Genomic DNA, 20,652 nt, shown 5'->3' with positions numbered 1-20,652 from the left:
GGGGCGGTCTTTTTTTATCTAAAATTATGTTTGCTAATAGTGCTAAAATTAAATATAATAGTAATGATAAAGAGAAAAAGATTTTTTGGAGGTTAAATAATGAATATTGCTTTGGTTTCAATAATATCAGAAATTCATGCTGAAGAGAGAATTAATAAAACTCTGGCTGATAAATATGAGTTTTTGCATAATAATTTTGAAATTACAGAAATTACTTTTGATAAGGTTAAAGACCATGACTTTTCAGATTATGATTTAATTATTAATTTTATTAAAACAGGGGGTTCTGAAGAAAATTTCGCCCAAATTTTTGAGCATTTACCCCGACCTATTTATCTATATGCTGTTGAAATTAATAATTCTCTTCCTGCTGCTTTAGAAATACTGAGTTTTATTAATAAACAAGGTGTAGAAGCAAAGATTCTGCATGGAGAAAATGAAGATCTGCTTGCTGAAATAAAAGAATTAATAGAATATAGGAAGATAAGGACTAAAATTTCAGAAGCCAGAATAGGGATAATAGGCCGTTCATCTGACTGGTTAATCGGCAGTCAGATTAATAGAGAAGCAGCTGCTCAGCACTGGGGCCCAAAATTTATCGATCTAGAAATGGAAGAATTTTATAGTTTACTAGAAAATGTCGAGGCAGAGGCAGCCCAAAAAACTGCTGAAAAATATTTTGAGCAGGCTGAAAAAATGCTGGAAAGTAATAAGAGAGATTTAATTGAGGCTGCTGAAATTTATCTGGCTCTTAAAAAATTGACCAAAGATCATAATTTAGATGCTTTAACAATAAGGTGTTTTGATCTGGTAGAAAAGCTTAAAAATACTGGTTGTCTTGCCTTAGCCCTTTTAAATGATGAAGGGATTACCGCAGGTTGTGAAGGAGATATCCCGGCAGTATTTACCATGTATTTGGCAGAAGAATTAACCGGTCAAACACCTTTTATGGCAAATCCGGTGCAAATAGATAGTAAAAAAGATCAGATATCTTTTGCCCACTGTACTGTACCTATTTCTATAAGTGAAAAGTTTATTTTGCGTTCTCACTTTGAAACAGGTCTTGGAGTTGGAATTCAGGGTATATTAGAAAAAGGAGCTGTTACAGTATTTAAGATTGGTGGTAGTGGTTTAGAAGAATATTTTGTTGCTGAAGGAGAAATTATCGAGAATATGAATTCTGAAAACGCCTGTAGAACTCAAATTAAAGTTGATTTGCCGCAGAGTTCAGCTTACTTTCTTTCTGATGCTATTGCAAATCATCATATAATTATTACCGGTCATCATGCAGCTGTGATAAATCAATTTTTAGCAAAGGAATAAATTTATAAGGAGTGTTATAATGACAAAATTATTGGAAGTAAAAGATCTACATTTGAAAATTGAAGATGCTGAAATACTAAATGGCTTAAATTTCAGCCTGGAAAAGGGAGAGGTTTTTGCCCTTATAGGTCCAAATGGCTGTGGTAAATCCACCCTAGCCTATACTTTAATGGGGATTAATAAATATTATCCTGATCAAGGTGAGCTGCTTTTAAATGGAGAAGAAATAAAAGATCTGCCGATTAATGAAAGAGCTAAAAAGGGAATAACCCTTGCCTGGCAGGAGCCAGCTCGTTATCAGGGGGTAACTGTAAGAGAGTTTTTATCACTTGGTTTAAAGGCAAAAAAGGAAGAAGTAACAGAAGAAAAACTGAGAGATGCTCTGCAAAAAGTTGCTATTAGACCTGAAACTTATCTGGACCGTTTTGTTGATAAAAGTTTGAGTGGTGGAGAAAGAAAAAGAATAGAGCTTGCTGCATTGATTTTAATGCACCCTGAATTAATCATTTTAGATGAGCCTGATTCCGGGGTAGATATAGTGGCTTTAAATAATATTGCTGATATGATAAATTATTTTAAAGAATCACAGAGTGGAATTTTGTTGATCACTCATTCTCAAGAAATGCTTAAATATGCTGATAGAGCTGCTCTATTATGTGATGGAGAAATTATTCGTCAGGGTAAACCTGAGGCTATAAGTGAATATTTTAAATCATTCTGTGGCCCTTGTACAAAGGCTGAAGAATGTGAAACGGAGGTGGCAAGTTAATGCAAGATTATGAAATGATGGTTGATGCCTATAAAGAGGCCGGTGGAAATGATATTTTTTCTGATAGTGAAGTAGCCCATTTAGTTATGGAAAGAGATCAGATCTTAGGTTCTAATCTGGTAGAAGGTTTAGAAGTTGATGCCAAAAAAGTTGCCGAAGATACTGTTGCTGTTAAAGTTAGAATTAAAGCAGGCTATAAAATAAAAAATCCTGTTCATATGTGTTTTGGAGTTCTTCCCAAAGAAGGTAGACAAAAAATCGATATGCAGGTTGAAGTAGAAAAAGATGCCCATGTTGAGGTTAGGGCAGATTGTGTATTTCCAAATGCAGTTAAAGTACAGCATATAATGGATGCTGCAATTAATGTTCAGGCTGGTGGCAGCTATATTTATAAGGAACATCATTTTCACGGTGATAATGGTGGGGTTGAAGTAATTGCTAAATCCAAAATTAATGTTGGGCCACATGGTCATCTGGTAACTAAATTTGATCTGCTCAAAGGAAGAGTTGGCAAAATAGATTTTGATTATACTGCTGATTTAGATGACTATGCTAAAGTAGATATGCTGGCTAGAATAAGTGGTGAACAAGATGATGAAATTAAAATTAGAGAAGCTGCCCATTTAAATGGCAGGGGTTCTCGGGGTGTGCTTGATTCGAAGATTGCCCTTAAAGATAAAGCAGAAGCAGAGATATATAATGAATTAACAGCTGATGCTCCAGAAGCGATGGGACATGTAGACTGTACCGAGATTATCAAAGATCATGCTATTGCAAGAGCTATTCCTATTGTTGATGTCCGTCATCCTGAGGCAAAAGTTACTCATGAAGCTGCTATCGGTAGTGTTGATAGTACTCAGCTGCAGACATTAATGGCCCGTGGTTTAGATGAAGAAGAAGCATCAGATGTAATCATCCAGGGTCTGCTGAACGATTAATAATTTTAGCAATTAGGAGGAAGAAGCTATGTTTAAGCAAAAGATAAAAAGCATTTCAATTCTAAGTCTGCTTTTTTTAGTGATTTTTCTACTGGCAGCTCTTAATCCTGCAGCAGCACTAGAGATTAATGTCAATGCTCCAAATGTACCTGCTGCTATTCCATTTTTATGGATGCAGGAAGAAGCTGAAATTCCTGAGTCTTTAGATATCAATTTGAATTTATCTTCAGACCACCAAAGAGGAATATCTTTAATTGCCCAAAATGAGATAGATTTTTTGATAACAGGTAGTAATGTAGGTGCTAATGCCTATAATAGAGGGATAGATTTAAAATTATTAAATATTAACACCTGGGCCATCGACTATTTACTGAGCTATGATTTTGAAGTAGAAAGATGGCAGGATCTAGAATCTAAATCACTGGCTTTACCACTTCAGGGAGGACCCCTGGACTTTTTGGCTCGTTATTTACTTGAAGCCAACAATGTTGATCCGGAGTCTGTTAATTTAGTATACAGATCTTTGCCAGGTGCTGCTCAGTATTTTATGGCAGGTAATTTAGATGCAATTCTCCTACCAGAGCCCTTGGTTACAGTAACAATGTTGAATGCAGAAAAAGCTGTGCTGTCAATGGATATTCAGGAAGAATGGGCTAAAGTTCATGGAGATCCCAGAATTCCTTTTGTAGGTCTTTTTGTAAGCAGTCAATTTGGAGAAGAAAATTCCCAGTTTACAAATATAGTTAATGCTTATTATAATCAGGGAGTTAACTGGGTAAATGAAAATCCAGCAGCTGCGGCAGAGCTTGCTGCCAAGCATTTTGAGATGCCTGTAGCTGTGCTTGAGCAGTCTTTAAGCAGGGTTGATTTAAATATCTATGCTGAAGCTGAAAGTAGAGAGCTTATAGACTTATATTTTTCTGAAATTTTAGAGATGTACCCAGAAATGATAGGTGGCAGGATGGTAGATGAAGAATTCTATTTTTAAACCCTTTTATCTAGTCTTAATAATTTTAATTCTGATCTGGGAGCAGGCAGCAGCTGGTTTAAACAGCCTGATCCTGCCCTCGGTCGGAGAGAGTTTAAGGGCCTTACATCAAATTGCTGTTAGTGGAGTATTATATTCTAGTTTTATGATTACCCTGAGAAGAACTTTAATCGCTTACAGTCTGGCCGTTATCACTGGGGTAGTACTGGCCCTTTTAATGCATAGATTTAAATATTTTAAAAGATCATTTAGGCCTTTGATTACCATGATTCAGGCCACTCCACCTGTTGTTTGGATTGCTTTAGCGGTAATCTGGTTTGGAGTAGCAGAAGATCTTACTCCAATTTTCTTGATCTTCATAGTTTCAATGCCCGTTATTTTTGTTAATCTTTTTCAGGGTATAGAAGATCTTAATACCGAATTGGTAGAAATGGCAGAAGCCTATTCTACACCAAGGTTGAGAATAATAAAAGAAATCTATTTTCCCGCTTTATTACCTGCCCTTGTTTCAGCTTTAAGTATAGCTTTTGCCTTTGCCTGGAAGTCTTCGGTATTTGCTGAGTTTATCGGTTCTTCGAGTGGGATTGGCTATCAATTGAGCAGGGCAAATAGTATGCTAGCAACTGACAGCTTATTTGCCTGGACAATAATTTTGCTGCTATTTATGATCTTTGTAGAATATTATCTCTTGGAAAAATTAAAGGCCAGGGTTAGCAGGTGGAAAAATGACTGAAAAAAAAGCGAAAATACTTGAGTTTGAAAATGCTAAAAAAAGTTATGATCAGCTAACAGTTTTAAAGAATTTAAATTTAAATGTTTATCAAGGTGAAATCACCTGTCTTTTAGGCCCTTCAGGAAGTGGGAAAACAACAGTTTTTAGAACTGCTGCCGGAATGGAAGAGCTTGATGAGGGTGAAATAATAAAAAAAGACTCACTGCGCTTAGCTTATGTATTTCAGGAGCCTAGACTTCTGCCCTGGAAGACTGCAGAAGAGAATTTGATTTTTGTCCAAAAAAATTACAATTTGGAAAAGGAATCTAAGCTGCGTGAGCTTTTGTTTAATCTTTCCGGTTTAAGTAATTTTAAAAATAGCTATCCGCACGAATTATCAGGAGGGATGAAACAGCGCCTGGAATTGATCAGAGCTTTTGCGGTTAAAGCTGATCTTGTTTTTTTAGATGAACCTTTAAAATCATTAGATATGAAAACAAAATATAATTTAAGAAAAATGATTACTTTGATTCAAAAAGAGAGTGGAATCAGCCTCTTTTTTATCACTCATGATCCTGAAGAGGCACTTTTGCTGGCAGATAGGATCTATATTTTAGCTGGAGAGGGTTCAGGGATTAAAAAGGAGATGCTGATCAAAAAAGATCGCTCACAGAGGAAAATAAGTGATCCAGAACTATATCAAAAACTAGAAGAAATAATGGCAATCTTTACTGACTTAGTTGCAGAATTTGAAGTCGATCAGAAAGATTTAAAAGAGTTATAGAAACTGTAGGGATGTGCAAAAATGGATGAGAAGAGAAAAGAATATTTATATGAGATTGTGAGTAGATATGGGCAAAACCCTATCTCTTATCATGTTTTAGAAAGTGATAAAAAACATTTTTTTGCTGAGAATGTAGATGGTGTTCTTGCTTATGCGGTTGTTGGTGATGTGGCAGTAATTTCTGGTGATATAATAGCGGCTGATGAGGATGCGGCAGAATTTTTGTCGGAATTTTTCGCTTTTTCTAAGCAGAAAGGCTATTCACTGCTTTTTTTAAATACAACAGAAAAATTTTTAGAATTATATAAAAGCTTTAATTTTGAAAGTGTCAAATATGGAGAAGAAGCTCTTTTTAAATTGGCAGAATATGATCTTAAAGGTGGAAAAGTGGCAAAGGTTAGAGCTGCAATTAATCATGCTAATAAAGCAGGAATTGAGGTCAGTGAATACAAGCCCAAAGAAAAAAGAGATTTTGAACTAGAAAATGAAATTTTAGAGCTATCTGAAAAATGGTTCAAGATGAAAAAGGGTGGAGAAATAAAATTTAGTCTGGGTGGAATTGGGCTTGAAGACCCATTTGAGAGAAGATATTTTATAGCAAATGATAAGGCTGGAAAATTACTGGCTTTTGTTGTTTTCACTCCATATGCTGACAAAAATGGCTATCTAGCTGAAGTTACCAGGCGGCTTCCAGATGCCCCACAAGGAGTAATAGAAAAAATAATTTATGAAGCTTTTATGATTTTTAAATCAGAAGGAGCAGAATGGGGAAGTTTAGGACTTGTTCCCCTAGTAAATGTGAGAGAAGAAGATATAAAAAAGAAATTAACAACCAGAATTTTTGAATATATCTATGAAAATATGAATTATTTTTACGGCTTTAAAAACCTTTATCATGCTAAAAAGAAATATGCTCCAACTGACTGGGAAGCAAGGTATCTAGTCTATTATCCCGGGAGATTTACTCCCCAGCATGCTTATGCTTTATTAAAGGTAAAAAAACCAAAGCTATTAAAAAATTATATATTAGAAATGCTTAAAAAAGGCATTGTAACTAAATAAAATACACAGAGGAGTTGAAAAAATGGCTGAAAAATATGAGATTGCAATTGTTGGAAGTGGACCTGGAGGATATGTAGCTGCTATTAGAGCTGGACAGATGGGAGCTAAGACCGCCTTAATAGAAAAAGAGGTTTTAGGAGGTACCTGTTTAAACTGGGGATGTATTCCCACTAAAGCCTTTGTCAGATCAGCAGAGCTTTTTGCAGATATCAAAGAAGCTCAAAACTTTGGGATCAAAGTAGAGGGAGCAGAAGTTGACTTTCCTGCTGTTGTTAAAAGAAAAGATAAAATAGTTAAAAGGCTGGTTGGAGGTATAGATCATTTACTTAAAAAAAATGGGGTTGAGAGAATAGAAGGTGAGGCTTCTTTTATCGATAAAAACTACTTAAAGGTTGTTGGCCAAAAAACCCTAGCTTTAGAGGCAGATAATATTATCATAGCAACAGGTTCTGTACCTTCAAAACTGCCGATACCTGGTGCCGATTTAGCCGGAATCTTAAGCAGCAGAGATGTACTTGATTTAAAAGAGCTGCCCGAATCGATGATCATTGTTGGGGGAGGAATCATCGGGATGGAGTTTGCCTTTATCTTTCAAAACTTTGGAGTTGATGTAACTGTAGTAGAATATTTAGATCAGCTTGTAACTGGAGTAGATGCAGATATTGCTAAGGAATTAAACCGTTCAGCTAGAAGAAGAAAGATAAGTGTTAAAACAGGAGCAGAGGTTAAAGAAATCAAAGAGACAGCTGCAGGTTATGAGGTAGTTTTTGAGCAAAAAGGCAAGGCAAAGAGTGTAGAGGGTGAGAAGGTTTTAATGGCAGTTGGACGCAGGCCTTATCATGAAGGTTTAAAAACTGCTAATGCAGGGCTAAAGATTTCAGAAAAAAGAGGAGCCATAGTTGTAAACAATAAGTTAGAGACTAATGTAGAAGGTATTTATGCAGTTGGTGATGTAACAGATAAGGTGCTTTTAGCACATGTGGCCTCTCATCAGGGAGTAATAGCAGTAGAGAATATTATGGGTCATGATAAAGAGATGAATTATGATGCAGTTCCAGGTGCGATTTTTACCTCACCTGAGATAGGAACAGTAGGTTTAACAGAAGCAGAAGCAGAAGAAAAGGGAATCGATTATAAAGTGGGGACCTTCCCCTTTGCAGCTAGTGGTAAGGTTATGGCGATGGGAGAAAGAGAAGGTATGGTTAAAATAATAGCAGAAACAGAGACAGAAAAGATAATTGGAGGAGCGATTATGGGTATAGAAGCAAGTGATCTAATCGCAGAATTAACTCTGGCAGTTAGGCTGGGACTAAAAGCTGAAGATTTAATAGAAACAATCCATGCCCATCCAACAACAGCAGAGGTTATTCATGAAGCGGCCTTAGATTTAAAAGCTGGAGCTATCCACTTTACAAGCTAAAAACGAAGCGTTAATTTTATCACAACAAATCAGCTCTAATCCCCGACTTAACAGGATTGATAACTAATATAGTTGTTAAGATTTATTTGACATTGGCTCAAAAAAAATATATAATATATATGATAATTGTTATCATTAAATAGAGTTTAAAAACTAGTTGAAATCAAAGAGAAGAAGAAAAAGAAAGGGTGGTCAATTTTATGAGTTATCATGAACCAGAAGACAAATTAACCCCAGAAGCTATTGATTATCATCGGATAATCAAGAGTGTAATTGAGGAACTAGAAGCTGTTGATTGGTATAATCAGAGAGCAGTAGCAACTGATGATCCTGATGTTGAGGCAATTGTGGCCCATAACCGTGATGAAGAAATTGAACATGCATGTATGGGATTAGAATGGCTGCGCCGTAACAGTGAGGTCTGGGATGAGATGCTTAGAACTTTCCTTTTCACAGATGCGAAGATAACAGAAATAGAAGAAGATGAGATGGCTGAAGGTGAAGAAGAAGCTAATCCTGCTTCTAATTCTAATGGTTCACTCGGCCTTGGTAGTATGAGAGGAGGAGAATAAATGGATATTTTAAAACGTTCAAAAGCACCATTTTCTGATGAAGCCTGGAGTTTTCTTGATGAAGAAGCAACTGATGTATTAAATCAGAAATTAAAAGCAAGATCTGAGGTAGATTTTATCGGACCTAAGGGTCTAGAATTATCTTCAATTAATACGGGTCGTTTTACAGATGCTGGTATTCAAGATGTTGAAGGTGTAAGCTATGCAACTAGAGATGTTCTACCTTTGGTGGAATTAAAAGTTCCTTTTGAAATGGAATTAAGTGAAATAGAAGCTTTAGCTAGAGGTGCAGAAGATGTTGATACAGATTCCTTAATGGAAGCAGCTTCTAAAATCGCTCAAGCAGAAAATAAAGCTATTTTTTATGGTCTAGAAGAGCTCAATATTAAAGGAATTATCGATTCTTCAGATTATGAAGAAGTTAGTGTATCAGGTGGAGAAAAAGAACTGATTTCTGGTCTGCTTAAAGCCTTATCTCTTTTTGAGGAAAATAGTGTTGGCGGACATAAGCGTCTGCTTTTAGGACCTGAACTTTATTCTCTACTTTATGAGCTAGATGATAAAGGCTATCCTCTTAAGCGAAAAGTACAGGAAATGGCTGAAGCTGGTGTAGTTCATGTGCCAGACTTAGCTAATAGAGGTCTCTTAATCACCGAACGTGGTGGAGATTTTGAATTAACAGTAGGCCAGGATATTTCACTTGGTTTTGGAGAAAGAAAAGGTGACAAAGTAGAATTATTCTTCCTGGAAACATTTACCTTTAGAGTAAATGGACCTGAGGCTGCAGTTGTACTAAAATAAAGCTACCCTGTAATATGAAATAAAATGATACCGTCTGCTTTAATGGAGGCGGTTTTTTCTTTATTTGAGAAAAAATCAGAAAATTCATAATTTAAAAAAATGGGATGATAGACAGGGGGATCTTAATGGCTTATCAACATATTTATGGTCCGGTTAATTCCAGGAGATTGGGTAAATCATTGGGCGTAGATTTATTAGGGGCTAAGATTTGTTCTTTTAACTGTGTATACTGTGAGAGGGGTAGAACCGATCAGCTTACGGTTGAGAGAAAAGAATATGTTCCAACTGAAGAGTTAACAGCAGAATTAAGCAGTTTTTTAGCTGACAGGCCAGAACTAAATTATATCAGTTTTTCCGGCTGCGGAGAGCCATTATTACATAAACAATTTGGCCAGATTTCTGCTTATCTACAGGAAAATTTTCCTCAATACAAACAGGCTCTACTGACAAATAGTTCTTTAATTACTGCAGAAATATTGACTGAGCTTAAGAATTTAGATTTGATTGTGCCTTCTTTAGATGCAGTTTCAGAAAGTACTTTTAAAAAAATTAACCGCCCCTATAAAAATATTAAAATTGAGCAGATTATTGAAAATTTAGCCAAAGCTAAACAAGAACTAGCTGCCGAGATGTGGTTGGAAATATTTTTGCTGCCCGGTATTAATGATCATCAAGAAGAACTAGAGCTTTTTAAAAAAGCTGTTAAGACAATTAAGCCTGATAAAATACAGTTAAACAGTCTGGCCAGACCGGGAGCAGAAAAATGGCTGGAAAAGATGAGTAGAAGTAGGCTAGAAGAGATTGCTGACTTTTTGGGAGCAAAGGTAGAAATTGTGGCAGACTATTAAATTTTTAAGGGGGTGACTATAGGGTCGCTGGAGTTTAAACTTTGCTAATTGCAAATTGACAATAATATTAAAGGGGAGGAAAAGAAATTGGCTAAAAGAGCGTTTCCATATATACCAAATTCAGTTGAGGAAATTAAAGCAGAACTTTTAGAAGACATCGGCATTTCAGATGTAGAAGACATTTTCAAAGAAATTCCTGATCATCTCAGATTTGATGGTAAATTAAATATCCCTGAGCCTAAATTATCAGAATATGAGCTTAAAAAACATGTTGAAAGAATATTAAGTAAAAACAAAAGTGCTCAAGATAATTTGAATTTTAAAGGGGGAGGAGTCTGGCAGCATTATGTTCCTTCTGTTTGTAGAACTATAGCTGGTCGAGATGAATTTTTAACTGCTTATGTGGGTGATGCTTATGCAGACCACGGCAAATTTCAGGCCTTATTTGAAACTGCCAGTATGATCGGTGAATTAGTTGAGATGGATGCTGTAAATACTCCTACCTATGACTGGTCTAATGCAATTGTGAGAAGTATCAGAATGGCTGCCCGGATTAATGGTCGCAAAGAGGTCTTAATACCTGCTTCAATGAGTCCCAGCCGCAAAAAAGTGGTTTTAAATTACTGTAAGCCTGATATTAAGGTAACAGAAATAGATTTTGATCAAGAAACTGCTTTAATCGAGCTGGATGATTTAAAGGCAAAATTATCTGAAAAAGTAAGTTCGGTTTATATTGAAAATCCTAATTATCTTGGTTATTTAGAACTTGAGGCAGAAAAGATCGGAGAGCTTGCTCATCAGTATGGAGCAGAGTTTATTGTGGGAGTAGACCCCAGCTCACTTGGTGTATTAGAAGCACCTGCAAACTATGGGGCAGACATAGTTTGTGGAGAACTACAACCATTTGGTTTAAATATGAAGTGGGGAGGAGCCCTATCAGGCTTTATAGCTTCTCCAGATGAGGAAAAATATGTTGGAGAATATCCATCCCTACTCTTTGGTATTACACCTACTGTTGAAGAAGGCGAATATGGCTTTGGTCATGTGGCCTTTGAAAGGACTTCTTATGCTCAGCGTGAAAAAGGTAAAGACTTTATTGGAACAAGTACTGCTCTTTATGGGATAATTGCAGGGGTTTATTTAGCTCTTATCGGACCAAAAGGTTTAATTGAACTTGGGGAAGGAATTATGCAGCGCTGTGAATATGCTAAAGAAAAATTTGCCGAGCTAGAAGGTGTTTCAATCCCCATCCAAACTCCTTCATTTAAAGAATTTGTGGTTGATTTTTCCGGCTGCAGTAAAAGTGTTAAAGAAATAAATCAGCTGCTTGAAGAAGAAAATATTTTTGGGGGAATTGAGCTTGGAGAAAAAATGGAAGAGTATCAAAATTGTGCCCTCTTTTGCTTTACAGAAGTACACGACAGATATGATATTAACAAGCTGATCAATAGTATAGAAATGATTATCGAAAAATATTAAGTCAATGAAGGAGGAAGAAAAGTGGGAAAAACAATTTTTAGAGAAAACTTTCATCAGGCAGATTGGGATGAACCGATAATCTATGAGATGTCTACTCCTGGTGTCAGGGGAATTCTTGTCCCTGAACCAGATCAAAAAATAAAGGATAGGGCTGGAGATGTACTAGCCAAAATACCAGCCAGTTTGAGAAGAAAAGAAGAGCCAAATTTACCTGAGGTTTCACAAAAACATGTTTTAATGCACTGGACCCATTTAGCTCAGGAAACAATGGGCTCTAATCTAACAAATGATATTAGTGAAGGAACCTGTACTATGAAATATAATCCAAGGATTAATGAAGAACTGGTAGAAAACACTGATTTTTCACTGCTGCATCCAGAGCAGAGTGAAGAAACTGTACAGGGTATTTTAGAAATATATTCAGAATTCGAAAATATAGTTAAAGAAGTTTCGGGTCTTGATAAAGCCACCTTACAACCTGGGGGTGGAAACCATGCTGTTTATACAGCTGCCTCTATTGTAAGAAAATATTGGGAAGAAAAAGGTGAGCTTGAGCAGAGAGATGAGATTATTACAACAATTTTCTCTCATCCCTGTGATGCAGCTACCCCAAAAACAGCTGGCTTTAAGGTAATAACTCTGCAGCCAGATGAACAGGGGTTACCAGATATCGAAGCTCTAAAAGAAGCTGTTTCCGAAAGAACTGCTGCAATATTTATGACTAACCCTGAAGATATTGGTCTCTATAATCCAAAGGTAGATAAATTTGTAGAAATAGTCCATGAAGTTGGTGGCCTCTGTTTTTATGATCAGGCAAATGCCAATGCATTTTTAGGTGTTGCCAGAGCTAAAGAGGCTGGATTTGATATGTGTCACTTTAATGTCCATAAAACATTTGGAACCCCCCATGGAGGTTCAGGCCCTGGTAATGGAGCCTTTTGCTGTAAGCAAAAACTGGCTAAATATCTACCTGTTCCAACTGTTGAGCATGATGGTGATAAATATTATCCTGATTATGATCGTCCCCACAGTATTGGTAAGGTTAGAGATTTTTATGGTACTGCAGGTGTAATAGTCAGAGCCTATGCCTGGGTAATGGCGATGGGAGAAGAAGGTTTAAGAGAAACAGCAGACATATCAGTAATAAACAACAATTATCTTTATAGAAATCTGGTTGAAGAAGTTAAAGGTTTATCCTACTGTTATCCTGATAATGGTTTAATCCGTCAGGAACAGGTAAGATATACCTGGAAAGAACTGACAGATGATACAGGAGTTGATACACTTGCTATTGAGAGAAGAATAGCAGACTATGGTATTCAGCATTATTGGACAAGTCATGAACCATGGTTAATTCCAGAACCAATGACACTTGAACCATGTGAGAGTTATTCTAAAGATGATCTTGATGAATATATTAAAGTTTTAAAAAGAATTGCTGAAGAAGCATATCAAGATCCAGAAATGGTTAAAAATGCTCCGCATAAAGCAGCATCCAGGAAAAGAAAAGATGATAATATGCTTGATGATCCAGAAAGATGGGCTTTAACCTGGAGAGCATATCAGAAGAAAAAAGATAAAATTCATGCTGATTAATCATAATAAAGAATGGATGGTGTAATATATGAAAAAAGTGGGGTTTATAGTAAATCCTATTGCCGGAATGGGCGGCAAAGTCGCCCTTAAAGGAACAGATGGAGAAAATATTGTAGAAAAAGCTAAAGAACTTGGAGCTGAACAGGAATCACCCCAAAAAGCAGAAATGGCTTTAGAAAGTCTTAAAACAGAATTAAAAGAAGCTGATCAAATAAAGCTGATAACCTTCCCCCATTTAATGGGGGAGGAGCTGCTTAAAAAATCGGGACTCAACTATCAAGTAATTGGCTCTATAGAAAAAAACAATACCACTGCAGAAGATACCAAAAGGGCGGCCAGATTGATGAAAGAAGAACACAAGGTAGATCTGCTGCTTTTTGCAGGGGGAGATGGTACTGCAAGAGATGTCTATGATGCTTTAGAATTGGAAGTACCTGCCCTTGGTATTCCTGCAGGAGTAAAAATTCATTCTGCAGTTTATGCTACAACTCCCCAAAATGCAGGTATTATTGCAGCTCGCTTTATAAAGGGGCAGATTTCTGCTACTGAAGAAGCAGAGGTTATGGATATTGATGAAAAAGAATTTAGAAAAGGTAGGGTAACTGCTAAACTCTACGGATATTTAAAGGTTCCTGTAGAAAGAAGACTAAGACAGAACTTAAAATCAGGTAGTGCAGATAGTGAAGAAAGAGCAGCAGAAGCAATTGCAGCTGGTATAATAGAAGTAATGGAAAAAGACTGTCTTTATTTAGTTGGCCCTGGTACTACAACCAGACCTATTATGCAGAAACTCAATTTAGATTATTCACTTTTAGGAGTTGATGCAGTTGCAAATAAGGAATTAATAGGACTTGATCTTAGAGAAGCAGATATTTTGCAGCTATTAAAAAAATACTCAAAAGCTAAGATAATTGTAACTGCAATTGGGGGCCAGGGATATATCTTTGGTAGAGGTAATCAGCAGTTCAGTGAAAAAGTATTAAACAAAGTTGGTAAAAAAAATATCATTGTTGCTGCAACAAGAAATAAGTTGAGTGCTTTAAATGGACCACTGCTGATAGATACTCCTGATCCCAGCTTAAATAAAGAGTTGGCTGGTTATTATAAGGTTGTGATCGGTCATCAGGACTTTATGATGCAAAAAGCTGAATAAGCTGCTTAGCCCCTTGCAAGGGGCTTTCTCTTTTTAAAGACTGTTATATAAAACACATGTTTGTGTATCTGCTTAATTTGTGATAAAATATTATATACATGAAGTAGTTTATTGACATTTAATTTTTCAAAGATAATTGATTTTTAGCCCAATAATTATTATGAGAAAGAAGGAAGAAGAATGGAAATCAAAGAAAAACTAGATATTTTAAGTGATGCAGCTAAATATGATGTTTCCTGTTCTTCAAGTGGAAGTAGTAACCGGGGAGGTAAAAATAGTCTCGGCAATACTAAAGCTTCAGGTATCTGTCACAGCTGGTCTGATGATGGGCGCTGTATTTCTCTGCTCAAAATATTATTTAGTAATTACTGTATATATGACTGCCAGTACTGTGCTAATAGAGCCAGTGTTGATAGAAAAAGGGCTAGCTTTACTCCCAGGGAAGTAGCTGAATTAACAGTTGATTTTTATAAGCGGAACTATATTGAGGGGCTTTTTTTAAGTTCAGCTGTGACAAAAAGTCCTGATTGGACAATGGAACAGTTATTAGAAACTGCCAGTCTTTTAAGGAATAAATATAATTATCAGGGTTATCTTCATTTAAAAGCTATCCCCGGAGCCGATTTCAAACTAATTTATCAGGCAGGTTTGTTGGCAGATAGGATGAGTGTAAATATTGAATTACCAAGTGAAAAAAGTTTAAAAAAATTAGCACCTCAAAAAGAAAAAGCTGCAATTTTAAAGCCGATGCAGAGTATTGGCACAGAAATAGAAAATAATCTTATTGAGAGAAAAAAATACAAAAAGCAAAAAGAAAAATTTGTGCCAGCAGGCCACTCAACCCAGCTTATTGTTGGAGCAAGCCCTGAATCAGATCGGAGTATAATTAATTTAGCCGCAGGTTTATATAATAACTTCAACTTAAAAAGAGTCTATTATTCTGCTTATCTACCGGTTTCAGATTCTTCTTTACTGCCTGCTTTAAACAGCAGTCCACCTCTTAAAAGAGAGCACAGACTTTATCAGGCAGACTGGCTGCTTAGATTTTATGGTTTTCAAGCTGATGAACTGCTTAGTCAAGAGAGAGAAAATCTTGATTTAAAAGTTGATCCTAAAGCTGATTGGGCTCTTAATAATTTAGACAAATTTCCGGTAGAGGTAAATACTGCAGATTATCAAATGCTGTTAAGAGTACCTGGAATTGGCCCCCGTTCAGCAGCAAAAATAGTTAAAGCCAGAAAAGAGAAGAAATTAAATCATTATAATCTGAAAAAAATGAGAATAGTATTAAAAAGAGCCAATTATTTTATTACCTGTGCTGGCAAATATGCGGCAGCTGTTCCTTTTGATTCAGAAATTATTTATCAGCGTTTAGTTGAAAAAGAAGCTAAACAGCTTTCATTATTTTCTCAAAAGCAAAATAAATAGTTTTAAAATACTTTTGTTAAATTATTTACCCACTTTTATTGAAAAATATTATATAATGTTATTTAGAAGCTCAAATTAAAAATTAAAGTTAAAATAATGGAGTAATACTTATGAAAAAAGAAGTTTTTGTTTATGATGGCAGTTATCAGGGCTTATTAACAGCTCTATATACTGCTTTTAAAAGAAAAATAATTCCTGTTAAAATTATTAAAGCAGCTGATTTTAGAGAAGATCTTTTTTATAAGAAGACAATCATTGAAAGTTCTGAAGCAAAAGCTGATTTAATTACTAAAAAAATCAGGGAAAATATTTCTGCAAACTCTTTAAAAAATGTCTTTGCTGCTTATTTATCTGAATTAGAAGCAATTGAAGACCATATTTTTCGTTATCTATTTTTGGGTTTTAAAGAAGGTGAAAAAATAGACGAATTTTTAAGTACTACTGCTGTTATCAAGGTTCAAGAAGCTGCCAAAAAAGTTAGGAGAGAAAGTCATAGATTTAAAGGGCTGCTTCGTTTTCAAAAAACTCAGGGAAATAAATATTATGGGGCAATAGAACCAGATCACGATATTTTAATTTTACTGCTTCCCCATTTTAAGGCAAGATTTTCTATTCAAGATTGGCTTATCCATGATAAAAAAAGAGAAAAGGCTGTAATTTATTCAGCTGCAGCTAAAGAATGGCTGTTAATTGAGCTTGAGGCTGAATTTGAACCCCAATTTGCAGCAGATGAAGCTGAGGTTCAGGATTTATGGCAGTCTTTTTTTGCAGCTTTAAGTATTGAAAACCGCTATAATCCAAAGCTTCAGAGTCAGTTTATGCCTAAAAAATACTGGGAATATTTGATTGAAGAGCCGGGCAGCAGCAGAAAGAGGAAGAAATAAAATACTATAAATTAGGATGATTTTAGAATGAAAAAGAAAATTATGGCTGTCTTTGGCACCAGGCCTGAGGCTATAAAGATGGCCCCTTTATTAAAAAAACTAGAAAATAAAAAAAACTATCACTTAGTAATAACTGTAACAGCTCAACACAGAGAAATGCTGGATCAGGTGTTAAATCTTTTTGCTTTAGAGGCTGATTATGATTTAGATATTATGCAGCCAAAACAGACTTTAAGTGAAGTTACAGCAAGAATACTTAATAATCTGGCTGCTGTATTAGAAAAAGAAAAACCGGAGCTATTATTAGTCCATGGTGATACTTCAACAACCTTTGTCAGTGCTTTAGCCTCTTTTTATCAGCAGATCAACATAGCTCATATTGAGGCTGGACTTAGAACCCATGTCAAATATTCGCCTTTTCCCGAAGAAATTAATCGTCAGTTGACAGGAGTACTAGCAGACCTTCATTTTGCCCCAACCAAAAGGGCAGCTCAAAATTTAATTAAGGAAAATATCGAGCAAGAAAAAATTTACATAAGCGGAAATACAGTTATTGATGCCCTTTTATCTGTGGTAGATGATAACTATAACTTTCAGAATCCTGTTTTAAAAGAGATTGATTTTACCAAAAAAGATGTGCTTTTACTTACCGCCCACCGTCGAGAAAATCTAGGTGAACCAATGGAAAACATTTTTAGGGCTGTGAGAGATCTTACAGCAGAGCTGCCTAATTTAGAGGTAGTATTTCCTGTTCATTTAAATCCTTTGATTAGAGAGCTGAGTAAAAAAATGCTGGCAGATAATTCGCGCATCCATTTGATTGAGCCACTTGATTATTTACCTTTTGTAAACTTAATGGCTCGTTCTAAAATAGTTTTAACAGATTCTGGTGGTATTCAGGAAGAAGCACCTTCTTTGGCCAAGCCTGTTTTAGTTTTAAGAGATACTACCGAAAGACCAGAAGCACTTGAGGCCGGAACGGTGCTTAAGGTAGGCACAGATTATCAAGCAATTTATCAGCAAAGCCTTAAATTATTAAAAGATGAGGCTGAATATCAAAAAAGAGCTGCTGCTCTTAATCCTTATGGTGATGGAAAAGCTGCCCAAAGGATAGTTAATGCCTTAGATCACTATTTTGGCTTCAGCCAAAATAGACCTGCAGATTTTCAGGCTTAATTAATATTTTTCCGCTTAAATTTTCATAAAATCAAAAAAATGGATTTAATAGGAAGGATTTAGCCAAGGCTTATTGAATAAATTATATTAGCAAGAATAATTATCAAGAAAATCATTAATTAGAAGTTGAGAAGAGGAGGTAATAAGATTGGATTTTAATATTGTAATTGCTGGAGAAGCAGGACAGGGTTTAAAAACCGTGGAATCACTTTTAACAAAAACTTTTTCCAGACACGGATATTACTTATTCAGCACCAAAGATTATATGTCCAGAATCAGAGGTGGCCATAACTTTATGCAGGTTAGAATAAGTGATGAAAAGGTTGAAGGTCCAACAGAAGAAATAGATTTACTGCTTGCTTTAAATGAAGAAAGTGTTGAGATTCATCAAAATGAAATGAGTGAGCGAGGAGTTATTATTACTTCACTTGAATCTGATTCAGATCAGGTGATAACTATTGATGCTAAATCAATCGCTAAAGAGGTTAATCCCAGAGCAGTGAACACAGTTTTTGTAGGAGCTGCTTTTAAAATAATGGGACTACCTACTCAAGAAGCAAAAAAAGCTCTCAAAGAGCATTTTGCTAAAAAAGAATCTGTAATTGAAGATAATCTCACCTTATTAGATAAGGGATATGAAGCTGTAAAAGAGGTTTTTGAACTTGAAGACTTGGGTGCCAAAGAGGGAAGAATGATTATTGATGGTAATAGTGCAGTTGGTCTTGGGGCAGCATTAGCTGGCTTAAGTTTTTATGCTGCTTATCCGATGTCACCTTCTACAGGTATCTTAACCTATCTGGCTGGAAAACAGGAAGAGCTGGGTATAGTCGTAGAACAGGCAGAAGATGAGATTGCTGCGATTAATATGGCCATTGGTGGCACATATAGTGGTATGCGTTCAATGACAGGTACCTCAGGTGGAGGTTTAGCTTTAATGGCTGAAGGAGTAGGACTGGCTGGAATCACAGAGACACCAATTGTAATTGCAGATGTACAAAGACCAGGCCCTGCTACAGGTCTGCCGACAAGAACAGGTCAGGGTGATCTCCTTTTTGCAGTTAATATTGCTCAAGATGAGTTTCCTTTAATGGTTATTGCTCCTAAAGATCAGGAAGATGCAGTTTATCAGACTTTTAGAGCTTTTAATCTGGCTGATAAATATCAGATCCCGGTAATTATCTTATCTGATCAATTTCTTGGTGACTCCTCTAAAACTATCAGTGAGATAGATATAAGTGGTTTAGAAATTAATAGACATCTGATGGATGCAGTTGAAGTTGAAGGAGAATATAAGCGCTATAAATATACTGAAGATGGAATATCTCCTAGAGCCTATCCAGGTCAGTTAAAAGATCAGGTAGTTTTACTTGACAGTGATGAGCATGATGAATTTGCCCATATAGTTGAAGATGGAGAAACAAGAAATAAAATGGTAGAAAAAAGAGCCAGAAAAATGGAAAAATTAAAAGAAGAAGATTTACTTGAGGCAGAATATTCTGGACCTGAAGACCCAGATTATATTATTGTTAACTGGGGATCTACAGCTGGCCCAAGTAATGAGGCAAGAAAAATACTTGCTGATGAATTCAAAATAGGGCAGCTGATATTTAATGATGTCTGGCCACTACCTGAAAAAATGCTCAAAGAAAAAGTTGAAGCTGGAGCTGAGTTGGTTTTTGTTGAAAATAACAGTACAGCTCAATTTGCCAAATTAATTAGATCAGAAACCGGAATCAAAGCTGATTATAATATTTTAAAATATGATGGTAGACCTTTTTCCGGCCTAGAATTAGCAAGAAGATTTAAAGAAGAGGTGAGCAAATAATGACTGAATTAAAAACTTATGAAGCAGATAGAGAAACTGCCTGGTGTCCGGGCTGTGGTAACTTTCCTCTCAGAACCGCTTTAGCAGAAGCTTTAAGTGAAATGGACTTAAAACCAGAAGAAGTTACTATGTATACTGGTATCGGCCAGGCTGCAAAAATGCCTCACTATATAAAGGTGAATGGTTTTAATGGATTACACGGACGTTCTTTACCACCTGCAGTTGCCATGAAGGTTGCTAATCCAGAAATGACAGTAATAGTTGAATCTGGTGATGGCTGTAGTTATGGTGAAGGTGGTAATCACATCCTCCATAATATTAGGCGTAATCTTGATATCGTTCACCTCGTTCATGATAATCAAATTTATGGACTTACCAAAGGACAGGCTTCTCCAACCAGTGGTCCAGAAATCAAAACAGGGGTTCAGACCCATGGTGTTAATGCAGAACCTTTTAATCCAGTTCGTTTTGCCGTTGGGATGAAGGCTAGTTTTGTGGCCCGGAGTACTGTTGGTGATCGAGATCATCTTAAAAAAATGATCAAGGCAGCTAAGGCTCATAAGGGTTATGCTTTAATAGATATTTTCCAACCCTGTGTATCTTTTAATAAGATAAATACCTATCAGTGGTATAATAAACATGTCTATAAATTAGAAGACCATGATCCCAGTGATTATGAAGCTGCTGTTAAAGTTGCAGATGAATTTGGAGAAAAAATTCCGATCGGAATAATTTATCAGGCAGGAAAACCAAGCTTTAGAGATAGAATTCCTTATCTTAAAGATAAAGCTCTGGTTGATAGAAGGCCTAAGGTTGAGGAATTAGAATTCTTAATTGAGGAATTTAAATAAAATTAGGTTTAAAATCTTAAGTTTTAACTTAGCTGCTCAAAAT

General features: G+C 35.9%; 19 protein-coding genes. All 19 read left to right on the top strand.

Annotated features, from left to right (window positions below; translation table 11 throughout):
- Nucleotides 1-99: 99 nt before the first annotated feature.
- The 19 genes from LJ207_RS04060 (at nt 100) to LJ207_RS03970 (ending at nt 20,609) form a co-directional block, all read left to right on the top strand.
- The gene (locus LJ207_RS04060) at nt 100-1,323 is read left to right on the top strand and encodes an L-arabinose isomerase family protein (RefSeq protein ID WP_229344311.1); all 1,224 of its coding nucleotides are present in this window, start codon (nt 100-102) and stop codon (nt 1,321-1,323) included.
- 19 nt (nt 1,324-1,342) lie between these two features.
- Nucleotides 1,343-2,092, top strand: a complete 750-nt coding sequence (locus LJ207_RS04055; RefSeq protein ID WP_229344309.1) for an ABC transporter ATP-binding protein — start codon at nt 1,343-1,345, stop codon at nt 2,090-2,092.
- The gene (locus LJ207_RS04050) at nt 2,092-3,030 is read left to right on the top strand and encodes a SufB/SufD family protein (protein ID WP_229344306.1); all 939 of its coding nucleotides are present in this window, start codon (nt 2,092-2,094) and stop codon (nt 3,028-3,030) included. Before LJ207_RS04055 ends, LJ207_RS04050 begins: the two co-directional genes overlap by 1 nt.
- 28 nt (nt 3,031-3,058) lie before the next feature.
- Nucleotides 3,059-4,018, top strand: coding sequence for an ABC transporter substrate-binding protein (locus LJ207_RS04045; protein WP_229344304.1), 960 nt, complete (start codon nt 3,059-3,061; stop codon nt 4,016-4,018).
- Nucleotides 3,999-4,751 (top strand): ABC transporter permease, encoded by a 753-nt coding sequence (locus tag LJ207_RS04040; RefSeq protein ID WP_229344302.1) that lies wholly within the window; start codon nt 3,999-4,001, stop codon nt 4,749-4,751. Before LJ207_RS04045 ends, LJ207_RS04040 begins: the two co-directional genes overlap by 20 nt.
- On the top strand, nt 4,744-5,514 hold the full coding sequence (locus tag LJ207_RS04035) for an ABC transporter ATP-binding protein (RefSeq protein ID WP_229344300.1): 771 nt from the start codon (nt 4,744-4,746) through the stop codon (nt 5,512-5,514). Before LJ207_RS04040 ends, LJ207_RS04035 begins: the two co-directional genes overlap by 8 nt.
- A 21-nt stretch (nt 5,515-5,535) precedes the next feature.
- A complete protein-coding gene (locus tag LJ207_RS04030; RefSeq protein ID WP_229344298.1) occupies nt 5,536-6,576 on the top strand; it encodes a bifunctional lysylphosphatidylglycerol flippase/synthetase MprF in 1,041 nt (346 codons plus the stop codon).
- Between the two features lie 22 nt (nt 6,577-6,598).
- Nucleotides 6,599-7,996 (top strand): dihydrolipoyl dehydrogenase, encoded by a 1,398-nt coding sequence (lpdA, locus tag LJ207_RS04025; protein ID WP_229344296.1) that lies wholly within the window; start codon nt 6,599-6,601, stop codon nt 7,994-7,996.
- Nucleotides 7,997-8,196: 200 nt separating this feature from the next.
- Complete coding sequence (locus tag LJ207_RS04020) at nt 8,197-8,568, top strand: encapsulin-associated ferritin-like protein (protein ID WP_229344295.1); 372 nt, start codon at nt 8,197-8,199, stop codon at nt 8,566-8,568.
- Nucleotides 8,569-9,369 (top strand): family 1 encapsulin nanocompartment shell protein, encoded by an 801-nt coding sequence (locus LJ207_RS04015; RefSeq protein WP_229344293.1) that lies wholly within the window; start codon nt 8,569-8,571, stop codon nt 9,367-9,369.
- A gap of 125 nt (nt 9,370-9,494) precedes the next feature.
- On the top strand, nt 9,495-10,217 hold the full coding sequence (locus tag LJ207_RS04010) for a radical SAM protein (RefSeq protein ID WP_229344292.1): 723 nt from the start codon (nt 9,495-9,497) through the stop codon (nt 10,215-10,217).
- An 87-nt stretch (nt 10,218-10,304) separates the two neighbouring features.
- A complete protein-coding gene (gene gcvPA / locus LJ207_RS04005; RefSeq protein WP_229344289.1) occupies nt 10,305-11,696 on the top strand; it encodes an aminomethyl-transferring glycine dehydrogenase subunit GcvPA in 1,392 nt (463 codons plus the stop codon).
- A 21-nt stretch (nt 11,697-11,717) separates the two neighbouring features.
- Nucleotides 11,718-13,292, top strand: coding sequence for an aminomethyl-transferring glycine dehydrogenase subunit GcvPB (gene gcvPB, locus LJ207_RS04000; RefSeq protein ID WP_229344288.1), 1,575 nt, complete (start codon nt 11,718-11,720; stop codon nt 13,290-13,292).
- 28 nt (nt 13,293-13,320) lie between these two features.
- Nucleotides 13,321-14,445 (top strand): ATP-NAD kinase family protein, encoded by a 1,125-nt coding sequence (locus LJ207_RS03995; RefSeq protein ID WP_229344286.1) that lies wholly within the window; start codon nt 13,321-13,323, stop codon nt 14,443-14,445.
- 180 nt (nt 14,446-14,625) lie between these two features.
- The gene (locus tag LJ207_RS03990) at nt 14,626-15,873 is read left to right on the top strand and encodes a putative DNA modification/repair radical SAM protein (RefSeq protein ID WP_229344284.1); all 1,248 of its coding nucleotides are present in this window, start codon (nt 14,626-14,628) and stop codon (nt 15,871-15,873) included.
- Nucleotides 15,874-15,983: 110 nt separating this feature from the next.
- Nucleotides 15,984-16,757 (top strand): TIGR03915 family putative DNA repair protein, encoded by a 774-nt coding sequence (locus LJ207_RS03985; protein ID WP_229344282.1) that lies wholly within the window; start codon nt 15,984-15,986, stop codon nt 16,755-16,757.
- Between the two features lie 27 nt (nt 16,758-16,784).
- Nucleotides 16,785-17,933, top strand: coding sequence for a non-hydrolyzing UDP-N-acetylglucosamine 2-epimerase (gene wecB, locus LJ207_RS03980; RefSeq protein ID WP_229344280.1), 1,149 nt, complete (start codon nt 16,785-16,787; stop codon nt 17,931-17,933).
- A gap of 148 nt (nt 17,934-18,081) precedes the next feature.
- A complete protein-coding gene (locus tag LJ207_RS03975) occupies nt 18,082-19,758 on the top strand; it encodes a 2-oxoacid:acceptor oxidoreductase subunit alpha (protein WP_229344279.1) in 1,677 nt (558 codons plus the stop codon).
- Nucleotides 19,758-20,609 (top strand): thiamine pyrophosphate-dependent enzyme, encoded by an 852-nt coding sequence (locus LJ207_RS03970; RefSeq protein WP_229344277.1) that lies wholly within the window; start codon nt 19,758-19,760, stop codon nt 20,607-20,609. Before LJ207_RS03975 ends, LJ207_RS03970 begins: the two co-directional genes overlap by 1 nt.
- Nucleotides 20,610-20,652: the final 43 nt, after the last annotated feature.

This window comes from Halanaerobium polyolivorans (genome assembly GCF_020711195.1).
Lineage (GTDB): Bacteria > Bacillota > Halanaerobiia > Halanaerobiales > Halanaerobiaceae > Halanaerobium > Halanaerobium polyolivorans.
Note: the sequence above shows the minus strand (reverse complement) of the source record. Positions and strands in the feature narration are given on the sequence as shown.